The sequence below is a fragment of the Salipiger pentaromativorans genome, assembly GCF_024721115.1.
GTDB lineage: Bacteria > Pseudomonadota > Alphaproteobacteria > Rhodobacterales > Rhodobacteraceae > Salipiger > Salipiger pentaromativorans.
The window spans coordinates 89,404-105,421 of the sequence record NZ_JAMDHK010000002.1 but is presented as its reverse complement, the minus strand read 5'-3'; the positions used below and the strand labels follow the sequence as shown (position 1 = coordinate 105,421).

14 protein-coding genes are annotated in these 16,018 nt (G+C 69.1%); 6 read left to right on the top strand and 8 right to left on the bottom strand.

Features of this window, described 5'->3' with window-relative positions:
* Positions 1–28: 28 nt before the first annotated feature.
* From M4578_RS03615 to M4578_RS03590, 6 genes are all read left to right on the top strand, one after another.
* Positions 29–1,072 carry an extracellular solute-binding protein gene (locus M4578_RS03615; protein ID WP_258092081.1) on the top strand — a complete coding sequence of 348 codons (1,044 nt, stop codon included), beginning with the start codon at positions 29–31 and terminating at the stop codon, positions 1,070–1,072.
* Positions 1,073–1,168: 96 nt separating this feature from the next.
* Positions 1,169–2,266, top strand: a complete 1,098-nt coding sequence (locus M4578_RS03610) for an ABC transporter ATP-binding protein (RefSeq protein WP_258092080.1) — start codon at positions 1,169–1,171, stop codon at positions 2,264–2,266.
* Positions 2,263–3,129 (top strand): ABC transporter permease, encoded by an 867-nt coding sequence (locus tag M4578_RS03605; protein WP_258092079.1) that lies wholly within the window; start codon positions 2,263–2,265, stop codon positions 3,127–3,129. Before M4578_RS03610 ends, M4578_RS03605 begins: the two co-directional genes overlap by 4 nt.
* Before the next feature lies 1 nt (position 3,130).
* Positions 3,131–3,937 (top strand): ABC transporter permease, encoded by an 807-nt coding sequence (locus M4578_RS03600; RefSeq protein ID WP_258092078.1) that lies wholly within the window; start codon positions 3,131–3,133, stop codon positions 3,935–3,937.
* Between the two features lie 55 nt (positions 3,938–3,992).
* Positions 3,993–4,718 (top strand): type 1 glutamine amidotransferase, encoded by a 726-nt coding sequence (locus M4578_RS03595; protein ID WP_258092077.1) that lies wholly within the window; start codon positions 3,993–3,995, stop codon positions 4,716–4,718.
* Positions 4,715–5,965 (top strand): RNA polymerase factor sigma-54, encoded by a 1,251-nt coding sequence (locus M4578_RS03590; RefSeq protein ID WP_258092076.1) that lies wholly within the window; start codon positions 4,715–4,717, stop codon positions 5,963–5,965. The genes M4578_RS03595 and M4578_RS03590 overlap by 4 nt, the downstream gene beginning before the upstream one ends.
* Before the next feature lie 52 nt (positions 5,966–6,017).
* Here M4578_RS03590 and M4578_RS03585 read toward each other — a convergent pair whose 3' ends face one another.
* From M4578_RS03585 to M4578_RS03550, 8 genes are all read right to left on the bottom strand, one after another.
* Positions 6,018–7,859, bottom strand: coding sequence for an ABC transporter ATP-binding protein (locus M4578_RS03585; RefSeq protein ID WP_258092075.1), 1,842 nt, complete (start codon positions 7,857–7,859; stop codon positions 6,018–6,020).
* Between the two features lie 252 nt (positions 7,860–8,111).
* Complete coding sequence (locus M4578_RS03580; protein WP_258092074.1) at positions 8,112–9,377, bottom strand: amidohydrolase family protein; 1,266 nt, start codon at positions 9,375–9,377, stop codon at positions 8,112–8,114.
* 33 nt (positions 9,378–9,410) lie between these two features.
* Positions 9,411–10,847 carry an aldehyde dehydrogenase family protein gene (locus M4578_RS03575; RefSeq protein WP_258092073.1) on the bottom strand — a complete coding sequence of 479 codons (1,437 nt, stop codon included), beginning with the start codon at positions 10,845–10,847 and terminating at the stop codon, positions 9,411–9,413.
* A gap of 86 nt (positions 10,848–10,933) precedes the next feature.
* Positions 10,934–11,608 (bottom strand): GntR family transcriptional regulator, encoded by a 675-nt coding sequence (locus M4578_RS03570; RefSeq protein WP_258092072.1) that lies wholly within the window; start codon positions 11,606–11,608, stop codon positions 10,934–10,936.
* A gap of 43 nt (positions 11,609–11,651) precedes the next feature.
* Positions 11,652–12,302, bottom strand: a complete 651-nt coding sequence (locus tag M4578_RS03565; protein WP_258092071.1) for a pyridoxine/pyridoxamine 5'-phosphate oxidase — start codon at positions 12,300–12,302, stop codon at positions 11,652–11,654.
* On the bottom strand, positions 12,299–13,519 hold the full coding sequence (locus tag M4578_RS03560) for an amidohydrolase (protein WP_258092070.1): 1,221 nt from the start codon (positions 13,517–13,519) through the stop codon (positions 12,299–12,301). Before M4578_RS03560 ends, M4578_RS03565 begins: the two co-directional genes overlap by 4 nt.
* Complete coding sequence (locus M4578_RS03555; protein WP_258092069.1) at positions 13,516–14,541, bottom strand: questin oxidase family protein; 1,026 nt, start codon at positions 14,539–14,541, stop codon at positions 13,516–13,518. Before M4578_RS03555 ends, M4578_RS03560 begins: the two co-directional genes overlap by 4 nt.
* Positions 14,538–16,007 (bottom strand): NAD(P)-binding domain-containing protein, encoded by a 1,470-nt coding sequence (locus M4578_RS03550; RefSeq protein WP_258092068.1) that lies wholly within the window; start codon positions 16,005–16,007, stop codon positions 14,538–14,540. The genes M4578_RS03555 and M4578_RS03550 overlap by 4 nt, the downstream gene beginning before the upstream one ends.
* Positions 16,008–16,018: the final 11 nt, after the last annotated feature.

The following is a 16,018-nucleotide window of genomic DNA, read 5'->3' as shown; positions in this document are numbered from 1 at the left end:
ACTTGTCCAACAGAAGGAACCAACAAAAATGACGATCAAGAAGGGTATTACCGCCGGCTGCATCGCGGCGCTCACCTCGGGCGCCGCCTGGGCGGAGGGCACGATCAACGTGCTGACCTGGGAGGGCTATGCCGATCCCTCCTTCATCACCCCGTTCGAGGAAACCTCGGGCTGCAAGGTCAACGCCACCTATGTCGGCTCGAACGACGATTTCGCGCCCAAGCTGATGGCCGGCGGCGGGGTCTATGACCTCATCACACCGTCGATCGACACCACCCAGCTCATGATCGACCTGGGCTTTGTCGAACCGCTCGACACCGCCGCGATCACCGGCTGGGACGGGATCTATCCCAAGTTTCTCGCCCAGGACGGGATCCAGCAGGACGGCGCCTATTACGGCATGCCCTATAGCTGGGGCGCCATCGCCTTCATGTATCTCGATTCCGCCTTCGACACGCCGCCCAGCTCGCTGGACGCGCTCTGGAGCGAGGATCTTGCCGGCAAGATCTCGCTCTGGGACGACAAGAGCGCGATCTATGTGGCCGCGCGCAAGAACGGCGATATGGACATCTACAACCTGACCGACGACCAGATCGCCGCCGCGCAGGACAGCCTGCTGGCACAGAAGCCGCTGGTACGAAAATACTGGGCCACGGCGGGGGAGCTGGTCGATCTCTACAAGGCCGGCGAGGTGGTGATTTCGAACACCTGGGCCGGGTATCAGTCGAGCCTGCTCGCCGCCGAAGGCGTGGCGGTCACCGAGTTCATTCCCGAGGAAGGCGCCGAGGGCTGGATGGATTCCTGGATGGTGGTCAAGGACACCCCCAACAAGGATTGCGCCTACAAGTTCCTGAACATGCAGCTCTCGGAGCTGGGCCAGTGCGGCGTCGCCAATGTGAACGGCTATTCCGCCGCCAATGCCAGCGCCGCCAAGGCCTGCATGACGGCGGAACAGTATTCGGCGCTGCACCAGGACGACCCCGATTATCTCGACAGCCTGCTGATCTGGACGCCGCTCGGCGACCGGTTCGAGACCTATACCAACGCCTGGAACGCCGTGAAGGCGCAATAACCTCCCGCTGTCCGGCCCCCCGGGGGCCGGACAGCCCATAAGGCGGGAAGTCTTGGGAGGAGCGCCCGCCACCTCAACGACAGGGAACGAGGCGACATGGCCGCGATTATCGAACTGGAGAACCTCTCCAAGCATTACAGCCCCACGATCATCGGCGTGGACGATGTGTCGCTCACCGTCGAGGACGGCGAGTTCGTGACGCTGCTGGGCCCCTCGGGCTGCGGCAAATCCACACTTCTGCGGATGATCGGCGGGTTCGAGGCGCCGACCCATGGCAGCATCCGCCTCGCCGGCAAAGACGTGACCTGGGATCCGCCCTACAAGCGCGAGGTCAACATGGTGTTCCAGGACTATGCGCTGTTTCCGCATATGAGCGTGGGCGAGAATGTCGGCTACGGGCTGAAGACCCTGAGGCTCTCGAAGGGCGAGATCGCGACGCGGGTCAAGGACGCGCTGTCGCTGGTGGGGCTTTACGACAAGGTCAACCAGCGCCCGCAGCAGCTTTCGGGCGGCCAGCGCCAGCGCATCGCGCTGGCCCGCGCCATCGTGCGGCGCCCCAAGGTGCTGCTGCTCGACGAGCCGCTTTCGGCGCTCGACGCCAAGCTGCGCGAGCAGATGCAGATCGAACTCAAGCACCTGCACGAGAAGGTGGGTATCACCTTCATCATGGTGACCCACGACCAGACGGAGGCGCTGGTGATGTCCGACCGGGTGGTCGTGATGGAAAGCGGGCGCATCGCGCAGGAGGGCCGGCCGCAGGATCTTTACGATCATCCCGCCTCGCCCTATGTGGCGAATTTCATCGGCACGACGAATTTCCTGCCCGGCACCTCGGGCGCGACGCAGGGCCGGCTCACCCATGTCGAGGCACCGGGCACCACGCTGCGCGCCGAGCTCGACGCCGCCCCGCCGCCGGGGCGCGAGATCACCATCGGCTTCCGCCCCGAGAAGGTGCGGGTGCTGGCCGAGACCGAAAGCGCCGAAAACACGCTTTCGGGCCGGGTGGCCGAGGTCATCTATTACGGGCTCGGCCTGCGCGTGGCGGTCGAGCTCGAGGGCGGCGCCCGGGTCTTTGCCGACAGCCTGCTGCCCGACCGGCTGGCGCAGAGCGTGCTGCCGCAGATCGGCCAGTCGATGCGGCTGGCGGTGGCGCCGCATAATGTCTTCGTCTTCGAGGGGAGGGTCGCGCCGTGAACCTGCTGCGCCGCAATCTTCCGGGCGCGCTGGTGGTGGGCATCCCGGTGCTGTGGATCCTGGTCTTCATGCTGCTGCCCTATGGCATCATCGTGACCTATTCCTTCTGGCTGAAGAAATACCCCACCTTCCTGCCCGCCTTCCAGTTCGGCAATTACGTGACGCTGTTCACCGATCCGCAATATCTGCGGGTCTTCCTGCGCACGCTGAAGATATCGCTGCTGGTCTCGGCGGCCTCGTTCCTGCTGGCCTATCCCTTCGCCTATTACCTGGTGTTCCGCTGCCGCTCGCAGGCGCTGCGCACCTGGCTTTACATGGCGGTGATCGCGCCGCTCTGGGTCAGCTACCTGCTGCGCGCCTATATCTGGAAGACCATCCTCGGCACCGAAGGCGTGCTCAACTCCTTCCTGATGTGGCTGAGAATCATCGACGAACCGTCGAGCCTGTTTCTCTACAACCAGTTCTCGATGGTGGTGACGCTGACCTATATCTTCATCCCCTTCATGGTGATGCCGATCTACACGGCGCTCGAGAAGATCCCGGTGAACCTGACCGAAGCCTCCGCCGATCTGGGCATGAGCCCCTGGCGCAGCTTCTGGCACGTCACCCTGCCGCTCTCGCTGCCCGGTGTGGCGGCGGGGTTCACGCTGACCTTCTGCCTGTCCTTCGGCGATTTCATCGCGCCCTTCCTCGTCGGCGGGCCCGACGGCAACCTCGTGGCCAATGTGATCGCCACGCAGTTCGGCGCGGCGCTCAACTGGCCGCTGGGCTCGGCGCTGGCCATCGTGATGCTGATCGTGGTGCTCTCCATCGTATCCGTCTCGGACCGGCTGGAGCGCAAGGGTCTGACGGGAGGGACCTGAGATGACCAAGAACACCCCTTCGCTGATGGCCCGCTACGGCGCCGACACCGCCTTCATGACCTTTGTCGCGGCGCTGATGGCCTTCCTCTATATCCCGATCTGGGTGCTGATCGCGTTTTCCTTCAACGACTCGCGCTCGCTCACCTGGCCGCTCTCGGGCTTCACCCTCGACTGGTATCGCAAACTGGCCGAGAACACCGACCTTCAGGCCGCCATCGGCAACAGCTTTTACGTCGCCTCGCTGGCCACGCTGCTGACGCTCTGCGTCGGCGTGCCGGCGGCGATGGTGCTGCACCGGTTCGACTTTCCCGGCAAATCCGTCTTTCGCCGGCTGATCCTGCTGCCCATCACCCTGCCCGGCATCGTCACCGGCATCTCGATGCTGAACATGTTCCGGCTCATGGGCTTTCAGCTTAGCCTGGAAACGGTGGTCCTCGGCCATGCCACGGCGCTTCTGGGCGTGGTGGTGACGCAGGTCTATGCCCGGCTCCAGCGCCTGCCGAAATCGCTGCAGGAAGCGGCCTACGATCTTGGTGCCACGCCCTGGCGCAGCTTTGTCGATGTCACCCTGCCGAACATCCGCTCGGCGATCGTCGGCGCGGGGCTCTTGTCCTTCGTGCTGAGCTTCGACGAGATCCCCGTCACCTTCTTCCTGACGGGCCGCGACAACACCTTGCCGATGTATATCTACTCGACCATGCGGCGCGGGGTGACGCCCGAGATCAACGCGGTGGGCACGATCATCGTGCTGCTGTCGCTGCTGCTGATCGTCGTCGCGGTGATCGCAACGCGGGAGCGCCGGAAATGACCGGCCTCCTCCCGCCTCGTACCCCCCGCGCGGTCGCTCTGCAAGGGCAACAGCCATGAAGATCTGCATCCTCGAAGCCGACCGCCCCGCCGAGACGCACCGCCCCCGGTTCGGCACCTATGCGGGCATGTTCGAAACCTGGCTCGGCGCGGCGCTGCCCGAGGCGGGTTTCACCCGCGTCTATGTCGCCGGAGGGGCCGCCCTGCCCGCAGATCCGGCCGCGTTCGACGCCTATCTGGTCACCGGCGCGCGCGCCGGCGCCTATGAGGACCACCCGTGGATTCCGCCGCTGGAGGCGTTCCTGCGCGCCGCCGGCGCCCTGCGCGTGCCGCTGCTGGGCGTCTGTTTCGGACACCAGATCATTGCCCAGGCGCTCGGCGGGCGGGTCGAGAAATCGGCGGAAGGCTGGCAGATCGGACGGCAGGAACACCGGCTCACGACCGAGGGCACGGCGCTGTTCGGCGGCGAGACGCTCGCCGCGCTCTCCGCGCATCAGGATCAGGTGACCGTGCTGCCGCCGGGCGCGCGGCGGCTGCTGGCCAATGCCGCCTCGCCCAATGGCGGGCTTGGCTACGAGACCGTCCCGGCCCTGACCGTGCAGTTCCATCCGGAGTTCGACCCGGCCTATCTGCGCGCTCTGCTCGACGAGCCCTCGGGCCTGCGCCTGCCCGAAGAACGTGCCGCGCTGGCCCGCGCGGGGCTGTCCGAGCCGCTCGACGGCGGCCGCGTCGCCAAGGGCTTTGCAAACTTCCTGCGCGCGCATACGCTTACGAGGTCATGAAACTCGGACAGACCGTCTCGCTGCGCCAACAGGCCGGGCTGAAGCTCAGCCAGGACCAGCACCGCACGATCGGTTTTCTGGAGCTGTCCAATCTCGACCTCGCCCGCCAGCTTTCCGAAACCGCCGCCGGCAACCCCTGGCTGCGGCTGCATCTGCCCCCGGCGGTCGAAGCGGCGCCAGAGGCAAGCGCCGCGCCGGGCCCGTCGCTCATTGCCCATGTGCTGGACCGGCTGCCCTATCTGGTGCCCGACCCGGCGCAGCGGCGCATCGCGCTGGCCCTGACCGAAGCGCTTGATCCCGCGGGCTTTCTCTCGCTCCCCCCGTCCGAAATCGCTTGCCGCGCCCGCTGCACCGAGGCGCAGGCCGAGGCGGTGCTGCGCCTGCTCCAGCGCATCGAACCGCCGGGCCTCTTCGCCCGGTCCCTGACCGAGTCGCTGGCCTTGCAGCTCGTGGCCGAGGGCACGCCGCCCGACGCCGGCATGCGCCGCCTGCTCGACGCGCTGCCGGTGCTGGCCACGGGCGGCCTGCCGGCGCTCTGCCGCGACAGCGGTCTCTCGGAAGCCGAGGCGACGGCCCGGCTCGCGACGCTGAAAACGCTCGACCCGCGCCCCGCCGCCCGCTTTGCGCCACCGCTGGCGCAGACCCGCGTCGCCGATCTGATCTTTGCCCCCGAAGGCGCGGGCTGGAGCGTGCGGCTCAACCCCGAAACCCTGCCCCGCCTGACGCTGGCCGATCTCGGCCCGCTGCCGCGCGGCGCGCCGCTGGCACAAGAGCGCCGCGCCGCCCTGGCTCTGGTCGACGCGCTGGAGCGGCGCAACCACTCGCTTCTGGCGCTGGGGCGCGTGCTGGCCGAGCGGCAGGCCGGGTTCCTGCGGCATGGCCCCGAAGCGCAGCGCCCGCTGACCATGCGCGCGGTCGCCGCCGAGATCGGCCGGCACGAAAGCTCGGTCGGCCGGATGGTGAACGCGGGCTCCGCGCGGACCCCGGCGGGCACGCTGCCGCTGCGCGCCTTTTTCTGCGCCGCTGCCCGGCGCGGCCACGACGCCCGGCCCGATCTTGGCGCCCCGGCGATTGCCCGCCGCATCGCGGCCCTGATCGCGCAGGAGCCGCCCGCGCGGCCGCTGAGCGACGGCGCCCTCGCCGACAGCCTGGCCGCCGAGGGCATCGACGTGTCGCGCCGCACCGTCGCCCGGCTGCGCGCCGAGGCCGGCATCGCCAACCGCGCCGCGCGCCGCCACCGCGCCTGACCGTTCTCGCCGCACGCCAGAGCCCGGCGGGGCCAGGCCCCGCCGGGATCCGTCATTCGGCGGCGTCGCTGTCCCGCAGGAACCCGCCGGACTGCCGCTGCCAGAGCCGGGCATAAAGCCCGCCCTGCGCCAGCAGCGCCTCATGCGGCCCCTGCTCGACGATCCGGCCCCGCTCGAGCACCACGATGCGGTCCATCTCGGCGATGGTGGAGAGCCGGTGCGCGATGGCGATCACCGTCTTGCCGTCCATCGCCCGGTGCAGCGAGTCCTGGATCACCGCCTCGACTTCGGAATCCAGCGCCGAGGTCGCTTCGTCGAGGATCACGATGGGCGCGTCCTTGAGGATCATCCGGGCGATGGCGATCCGCTGCCGCTGGCCGCCCGACAGCCGCACGCCGCGTTCGCCGACCTGCGCATCGTAGCCCCGGCGCCCCTCGCGGTCGCGCAGCCCGAGGATGAACTCATGCGCCTCGGCCCGTTTCGCCGCCGCCACCATCGCCGCCTCGTCCGCATCGGGCCGGCCATACAGCAGGTTGGCCCGGATCGAGCGGTGCATCAGAGAACTGTCCTGCGTCACCACGCCGATGGCCTGGCGCAGACTGTCCTGGCTGACCTTGGCAATGTCCTGCCCGTCGATCAGGATGCGCCCCGTCTCGATGTCGCGGTAGCGCAACAGCAGGTTGATGAGCGAGGATTTCCCCGCCCCCGACGGCCCCACAAGCCCCACCTTCTCGCCGGGATGGATGGTCAGTGACACCGCGTCGAGCCCGCCCGATCCCTTGCCGTAATGGTGGCTGACCCGCTCGAAGCGGATCTCGCCCCGCGTCGCGGCCAGCGCCGGCGCCTGCGGCACGTCGGTCACCGAATGATCCACCGCGATCGAGCGCAGCCCCTCGCGGATCACGCCGAAATGCTCGAAGAGCCGGATGGTGACCCACATGATCCAGCCGCTCATGCCGTTGAGCCGCAGCGTCAGGGCCAGCGCCGCCGTCACCTCGCCGATGCTCATCTGCCCGCGCGTCCAGAGCAGCAGCGCCAGCCCGCCCATGCCGACCATCAGCGCGCCGTTCAGCAGGTTCAGCACCAGATGCATCTCGGTCGCCAGCCGCAAAAACCGCAGGATCCGCAGCCGCAGCCGCCGGAAGGCCGAAAGCGCATAGGTTTCCTCGGCCCGCGTCCCCGCGAACAGCTTGACCGACTCGATGTTGGTATAGGCATCGACCACCCGCCCGGTCACCGCCGAGCGCCCGTCCGACCAGCGTTCGGCGGCATGGGTGATGCGGACCACCAGAAACCGCGTATAGACCACATAGAGGATCAGCCAGGCCGCCAGCACCGCCGCCAGCCGGGTGTCGATCGGCGCGATGATCACCAGCGCGCCGGCCACATAGACCAGCGAGAACCAGATCGCCTCGAGGAAGATATAGGCGGAATCCTCGGTGGCCGGGCCCATCTGCATGACCCGATTGGACAGCCGCCCGGCGAAATCGTTCTGATAGAACGGGATCGACTGGCCCAGCATGTGCCGGTGCGCACGCCATTGCGACTGCACATGCAGCGTGCCCACCAGCGTCTGTTCCAGCAGCAGGTGGTTGAAGGCGATGAGCGCCGGGCGCAGCAACAGCAGCGCCACAGCGGCCAGCGCCATCTCGGCGCCATGCGCCGTCCAGAACCCGGAGATGCCGGCGGCGTTCATCAGATCGACCACGCGCCCGGCGTAGAAGATCAGCAGGCTTTCCGCGAGGGCGACCAGCAGGCTCGTCGCCGCCATGACCGGCAGCCAGCCGCCAAGCGTGCGCAGTTGCGACCAGATATAGGGCAGGAGCCGCCGGGGCGGGGTTTCCGCCTCGAAGGGCTGAAAGGGATCGACGAGAGTCTCGAAGACTCGGAACATGACGGACACTCCGTAGGAATTGGAAACAGGTCTGGAGGGAAAAAGGAGAAGATGATCGAGGCGGGGCACGCGCCCACCCGAACAGGACCGACGCTTATCGCTGGTGTGGGATCCTGTTCGACATCATCCGACTCTCCTTCGTCATGAGTGGCGCGACGGTAGCCAAGATTTTTCCACCCGTCACCCCCCAAATTCCCGCCAGACGCGATTTCCCGCCAGCGGGCTCTTGCGGCGCGGTGAGGCTGGCGCCGCTCAGCCGCCGGGTGCCGCGATGGGAAGGCCGGGCTCCGGCCCGAAAACCTGTGCCTGCGGGCGCAGGAAGCTCGCCCTGCCGCGCTTGAACCCGGCCAGCGCCGGGGCAACGGTGGCCACCGCCTCGCCCGCCTCCCGTGCCTCGAAAAGCACGATGTCGGCGGGCGCGCCCGGGCGCAGCCCATAGGCCCCGTCCCCCAGCAGCCGCGCGGCATTGTCGGTGACCATGGCGAAGACGCGCCGCAGCGCCTCGGGCGTGCCGGCTTGCGCGATATTGGCGTAGAGATTGGCCATGCGCATCAGCGAGACATCGCCGAAGGGGGTGAACGGGTTCATCACATTGTTGGTCGAGAGCGTGACCAGCAGCCCCTCGCATTCAAGCCGATGCGCCGCGACCATGCCGCGCGGGGTCAGGCACTCGGCCTCGCGACCCAGCAGGAACAGGTCGGTCGCGGGCAGCACCGTCAGCGCGATCCCGGCATCGGCCAGCGCCCTGGCGCTGCGCGCGCGGGCCTGCGGCGGCAGCGCCGAGAGCTTGGTGACATGGCCCAGCGACACGCGCCCACCCCAGCCGCGCGCCTCGGTTTCGCGGATCACATGCGGCAGGTCCGAACGCGCGGGATCGAGGTCGAAATCAATGTGGAAATCGACCGCCACGTCGTATTTCGCGGCCAGATCGAAGATCTGCGCCACATGGCGCGCGGGATCCGGATCGGTATAGGGGCAGCCGCCGACCAGATCGGCCCCCCGCGCCAGCGCCCGGTCGAGCATGACATGCGTCTCGGGCTCGTTGGTCAGCCCCTCCTGCGCAAAGGCGCAAAGCTCGATGTCGATGAGCTCCGCATAGGCCCGGCGCAGCGCCAGCAGCGCATCGAAGCTGCGGAACCCTGCTCTCGGGTCGATCTCGACGAAGCTGCGCAGCCGGGTCGTCCCGTGCGAAATCGCCCGGCGCACCACGCTTTCGGCGCGGCGGTAGACGTCTTCCTCGGTGAAGGCGGCCTTGGCCTGCGCGGTCTCGCGCACCGCCTCGCCCAATGTCCCGTCGCACAGCGTGCAGCGATGCAGAATGCCGGCCTTGTCCAGATGGATATGGGTCTCGATCAGGCCGGCGGTGGCCAGATGGCCCGCCGCGTCGTGACAGGGCCCCGCGAAGCCGGGGGCGAGCCCCGGGCCGATGCCGGCAATCCGGCCTTCTGCAACCGCGATATCGACGGGGTCCTGCCCGTCCGGCAGGCGGGCGTTGCGAATGATCAGATCGGGGGCCATGGCGGTCTCCTTTGCATGCGGATGCGGCGGGGCTCAGCCCTCCTCCACCAGAAATTTCGGGATCAGATATTCCCGCAGCCCCTCGGCCCCGCCCTCGGAGCCATAACCGCTCGACCGCCGGCCGCTGATCGGCGTGTCGGCAAAGACCACGGCATAGCTGTTGAGCCCCACAAGCCCGGCATCGAGCCCCGCCCCGGCCCAGTCGAGCCCCGCGCCGCTGCCCGCGAACGCATAGGCGGCCAGCGCGTAGGGCGTGCCGTTCGCCCGCGCCAGTGCGTCCTCGCGGTCCGAGAAGCGGTTCAGGACGACCACCGGGCCAAAGGGCTCTTCCTGCATGATCCGCGCGGTCTCGGGCACGTCCTGCAACAGCGTCGGACGATAAAAGAACCCCGGCCCGTTGGGCAGTTCGCCACCGCTGCGCAGCGTGGCGCCCTGCGCCACCGCCTCGGTCACCAGCGCGTGCAACGCCTCCACCCGCCCGGCGCCGATCATCGGGCCAAGCCGGGTTTCGGGGTCGAGCCCGCTGCCCATGGGCAGGCGCGCCACCGCCTCGGCAAAGCGGTCGGCAAAGGCATCGTAACGGCTTTCGTGGATATAGAAGCGCGTCGGCGAGCCGCAGATCTGCCCGCCATTGCGGAACTTGGCCTGAACCGAGCGCGCGACGGCCATCTCGATGTCGGCATCCTCCAGCACCAGCACCGGCGAATGGCCGCCCAGCTCCAGCACGCAGGGCTTTGCCAGCCGCCCGGCCATCTCGCCGATGAGGCAGCCCACGCGGGTCGAACCGGTGAAGGCGATCTTGCGGATCGCGGGCGACGCGATCACCTGCGCGCTGAGCGGCCCGGGATCGCCGTAAAGCACCGAAAGCACGCCCGGCGGCAGCCCCGCCTCGTGCAGCGCGCGGGCGACAAAGCCAAAGCCCGCCGGCGTCTCCTCGGCGGGTTTGACGACCACCGGGCAGCCCGCCGCCAGCGCCGCGGCGGCCTTGCGGGTGGGGATCGAGGCCGGGAAGTTCCAGGGCGCAAAGGCCGCGACGGGGCCGATGGGCTCCTGTCGGATGATCCGGCGGGGAAACCCCGGCTGTGCCGGAAGCGGCCGGTCCGGCGCGGCGCGGCCCGCCGCCGCGAACCATTCCAGCATCCCCGCGCAGCTTGCGATTTCGAGCCGGGCCTCGGCCAGCGGCTTGCCCTGCTCCAGAACGATATGCCGCGCGGCCTCTTCCAGCCCGCCGCGCAACAGCCCCGCCGCGCGTTCGAGGATCGCCCCGCGTGCCTCGGCCCCCAGCGCCCGCCAGGGCGCAAAGGCCCGCTCCGCCGCGTCGAGCGCCTCGGCCACCAGCGCGGCATCGGCCAGAGGCACCCGGCCGATCTCGCGCCCGGTGGCCGGATCGACGACCGGCGCCGTCGCGGCGGTGTCCGCCTGCCAGCGGCCGGCAAGATAAAGCGAGGGGGAGCGATAGGAGGTCGGCATGGCGGGTCCGGAACGGTCTGAGGCAAAAAGGGGGTGTCCGGCGCCAAAGCCCCGGAGAACGCTGCAACGGAATGGCGCGCAGCCCGCTAGCGGGCTTTGCGCGTCTCTTCCATCTCGTGATAAAGCGCCAGCACCTTGGTGGCGGTGGTGGCCATGTGGCGGCTCATCGCCTCCCAGGTGTGCAACTGGTCGCTGGCCAGAACGCCCTTGAGAATATCCTTGTGCTCTTCCTGGCTCTTGGCGATGTCCTCGCGGGTGGCGAAGGGGGCCGAATGCAGCGGCGAGAGGCGCACGCGCGTCGCCTTGGCGCTGCCGCCGATCATGCGGTTGCGCGCGCCCTCGACCAGACGGTTGTGGAAGTCGCGGTTGATCTTGGCATAGGCCACGCTGTCGTTCTCGGCCAGCGCCACATCCCCCTGTTCGACGCAGAGCGACAGCGCATGCCGCTCCTGCGGGGTCATGCGCATCGAGGACAGGCGCGCGCAAAGCGCCTCCAGCTCCCACATCGCCTCGACCAGATCGCTCACCTCGTCGGGAGAGAGGCTGCGCACCATGAAGGCGCGGCGCGGCCCGCGCGCCGCCAGCCCGTCATACATCAGCCGGTGCAGCGCCTCGCGCACCGGCGTGCGCGAGACGCCAAAGCTCTCGGCCACCTGCTCCTCCTGCAACATGTCGCCGGGCGTCAGTTCGCCGTCGAAGATCTGCTGCACCAGCGAGCGATAGACCCGCTCCACCATCAGGGAACTGTCAGACGCGATCATTTCCTCCCCTTTCCTCTGCCCACACACCCGTTTCGGGACGGCCTCACGCTTCGATCGGGCTCTTGTCCCAGATCTCGCCGGTGCGCGTGTAATGCAGCCGCCGATTCATCCGGTCGGGATGCCCCTCCCAGAAGGTGACACCATTGGGCACGACGCGGAACCACTTCCAGTAGTCAGGCCGCGCAATCGCGCGGTCGCTGCGGTAAAGCTCCTCCCAGCGGGCATTATGCGCCGCCTCGTCGGTCAGCTTGCGGCCATGGAACGACACCACCCGCGACGCCTGCACCTCGCGGTGGTCCTGGGCGAAGCGGCGGTCGTTCTCGTCGTCATCGGCCACGCGAACGGTGCCGGTGACGTTGATCGACTGCCCGGTCTCGCGCCAGTAGAGCGACACGGCGACAGCGCCGGTTTCCAGAATCTCGACCCCCTTGCGGCTGCCCATATTGGTGGTGAAGAGCAGCGCGTCGTCGGCAATGTCCAGCAGTTGCACGGTGCGCGACGAGGGAATGCCCGTGGCGCTTGCGGTGGCCAGTGTGACGAACATCGGCTCTGTCGCGCCGATGGACAGCACATGCGTGGCCCAGTCCTGCATCAGCCGCAGCGGATTGTCGGGGCAGGTCGCGAAATCCATCGGCTGCGCCCCGCCGCGCAGTTTCGGGAAATAATTGGTGGTTTGCATGTCCAGCAGGGTCATTGGCGGTCTTGGTCCTTCGTGTTTCCGGCGGCCCGCAGGCGGCCGTTTTCGGCGATGACCCGGCCCGCCCGCAGCAGCGTGCGGCGGGCGGGTCGGGTGGCAATGGCATCCGCGATGCAGGCGGCGCCGACGATCAGCAGATCCGCCGCGGTGCCCGGCGCGATCGGGTCAGAGCGCAGCCCCAGAACCCGCGCCGGCACCTCCGAGGCCAGCGCGCAGGCATGTTCGAGATCGGCATCCTCGCGCCAGTTCCAGCGCTGGCACAGCAGCGCCGCGCGTTCGAACATGTCGCCGGTGCCGAAGGGCGACCAGGCGTCGCGGATGTTGTCGGAGCCGAGAAACACCGTCACCCCCCGTGCCTCCAGATCGGCGACCGGCGGCATTTCCACATGCGAGGGCACATTGGTCAGGATGTCGACCCCGCTCTCGGCCAGCAGATCGGCAGTGCGGGCGAAATCGTCGCCGGGCACCTGTCCGAGACAATAGGCGTGCGAGACCGCAACCCGCCCCTCCAGCCCGTAGCGCCGGGCGCGGGCCGCGATCTGGCGCAGCTCGAACGTGCCCAGCGTGCCGGGATCGTGGAGGTGGATGTCCACCCCTGCCCCATGCTTGTCGGCCAGCGCAAAGACGGTATCGAGCTGCGCCGCGATCTCCTCGTCAAAGCCGGCGGGATCGAGCCCGCCCACCAGATCGGCGCCCATCTTCAACGCCGCATCCAGCAGATCGTCGAGACCCGGCACCCGGATCACGCCGGTCTGGGGAAAGGCGACGATCTGGATGTCCATCACGCCGCGATAGCGCTCTCGCAGCGCCAGCTCGGCCTCGAGCCCGGCCAGACCCGCGCCGGGGGTGATGTCGGCATGGCTGCGCAGCGCCATGGTGCCGAAACCCGCCATGCGCTCGATCAGCGCCGCGCCGCACTGCGCCGTGGCGTCGGGCCGGTCGGCGCGCAGCCGCTCCTCGACGGCGATGCGCTCGGCCACGGAGGCGCCTGGGACGTGGGACTCGAAAGGCAGGCCCAGCCGCGTCTTGTCGAGATGCACATGGCCATCGACCATCGGCCGCAGCACCAGCCCGCCGCCGCCATCCAGCCGGGGCAGCCCCTCGGGCACGGCGATCCTGGGCGCGATGGCGCGGATCGTGCCGCTCTCCATGAGGATCTCGACCGGTCCCTCGCCGCCGTTCAGCCGGACGTTCTCAAGCAGGCACCCCGTCATGACAGCAGCCCCAGCCGCCGCGCCGCCACCACCCGGTAAAGCGGATCGCCATAGATCTTCTCTTCTTCGCGGGCCGAGAAGGTGAGGCTGATGTCGTGCTCGTCCTCCGAGGCGATGGCCTTGCGGGCGATCTCCTCCCAGGGGGGCGCGGGCAAGCGGCGCATTTCGTCCAGTTCGGCCGGGGTCAGCGGATCGGGAAAGCCGATATAGGGCACCAGCGCCGCGACCACCTGCCAATAGGGGCGCAGCAGCGGCTCGGGCCCGTCGAGCCAGGGCAACAACAGCCGGCACCAGTGCAGACCGGTCACCACATGCAGCGCGGCGAAATCCAGCGTCGCGGCATAGAGGTTGAGCCCCACTGCCGCCATCTGCGCCAGCGTCCCCTGCCCGATCTCGAGCCGGCCCCCGACCGGGGCGAATTCCGGCAGCGCCGCGACGGTGCGGATGTGGTGCCAGAGCAAATGGCTGCCGGGATCGTAATCGCGCGCGCCGGGGATCGCCCCGACCCCGGCCAGCACCGCGAGGGGATCGTCGGTGTCGGGCCGCTGGCCGGTGCAGACGGGCAGCGGCAGGAAACAGGCGGCCCAGTAGCCCAGGGCGGCGCCGATCTCGTCATCGTCATCGGCGAGCAGCGCATAGGCGATGCGCATCAGCGGATGGGTGGCGCTGGCACCGATCCCGGGCAGCAGCGCCGGCAGGTAGCGCCGCAGCGTCGCGGCCCGGCCCAGCCGATGGATCTCGGCGCGCATGAAGGCGCGGTAATCGGCCTCGCGGCTGCGGTCGCCGAGATGGTCCAGCCAGTCGGCCCCGGTGATCGGGGCCACGGGCGCGGGCATCGGATACAGTTTCTTGGCCTGCCGGTATTGCGCGAACCACGCGGCGATGCGCGCGTCCGGGGCGCCCAGCCGCCGCATCGCCACAAGGATCATCGGCGCGTGATTGGCCAGCAGCACCGGAAACTCGGCGCTGTCGCGCCTTGCAGCGGCCATGGTATCGGAGAGCGGCACGGTGGCGGTCGTCATGTCAGGGCCTCCCTTACGGTGCCGGACAGGGTTTCGAGATGCGGATCGAAGCGCGGCGCGTCATAGGCGGCCATGCGGCGGGCATGAAACGCGGCATCCTCGCGGAAGAACGCCGCCACCAGCGCCTCGACCATGCGCGGCACGCCGTATTTCATGCCGGTGATGCCGTTGCTGACCGGGCCGACGCTGGGCGCCGCGCCATAGGTGAAGAGATGCACCCGGCGCAGCCATTCCGCCCCGGCTCCGCGCGGGACAAAGGCGAAATCCTCGCTCAGATAGGGGAAGCGGCCCAGCCCGGCATCCGCGTCCTCAGGGGGCGGGCTGTAACGGTCGCGCCAGAGCGTGCAGGTCTCGGCGATCCGACCCAGCTCGGGGCGCAGGCGCAGATCCGCCTCGACATAGCCGGTGCCCAGCAGCAGGTGATCGGCCAGCAGCGTCCCTTTCGGCGTGTCCAGCCGGACGGCATCGCCCTCGACCCGGCAGCCCGTCACCGGCGCGTCGAACACCATGGCAAAGCGCGGATCCGCGACCGCGCGGTCATACTGGTCCTGCGTCGGCGGCACCTTGAAGGTCTGCGACAGCCGGTTGAACCGCCAGCGCTCGGCATCCGGCAGCGCCTGGAAATGCCCCAGATAGCCGGGGAAATGGGTGAAGAGCAGGATCTCGTGGCGCGGAAACGCATGCCCGCGCGACAGCAGCGTGACCGAGGCCGCGCCCTGATCGAGCGCCGCGTCCGCCCAGTCGAAGGCCGAGGTGGCCGAGCCGATCACCGCCACGCGCTTGCCGCGCAGATGGCTGTCGTCGCAGGTCTCGGCGCTATGTGTCCAGAAGTGTTTCGGCAGCGCGGCGAAGAGCCCGGGCACCCGGGGCCCGCCCGCGCCGTCCATCCCCGTCGCCAGCACCACGCGGCGCGCATGGGCCCGCTCGGTCCCCTCCGAGGTCTTCAGGTCCAGCGCGACCAGCCCGGACCCCGCGGGCGCGAGGTCGGTCAATTCGGTTTCGCTCTCCACCGCGATCCCGACCGTGTCGCGGAACCAGGTCAGATAGGCCATCCAGTCGGCCCGGCTCATGCGCTCGCAGCTCTCCCAGGCGGCCTCGCCGTAGCGCGCGACGAACCACGCCTGCGGTGTCAGGCTAGGCACACCGAGATCCGGACCGGTCCGGGTCTTGGGCGAGCGCAGCGTCTTCATCCGCGCGCAGGTGATCCAGGGCCCCTCCTGCCCGGCGGGCGCCCTGTCGATGACCCGGACATTGCCGATGCCGCGCCGGCGCAGGCCGAAGGCGATGGCCAGCCCCGACATCCCGGCCCCGACGATAATCACATCGGCGACCGGGCGGCCGTCCCGCCGTTGCGGCTCGGGCATCCAGCCCGGCGAGGCGAACTCGATGCGCTCCATCTCGTCCTGCGCGCGCTGCCACAGCCGCGCAAGCCGGGCGCGGGCGGTTTCGGGGAGGATGCGGTCCATGGTCGTCATCC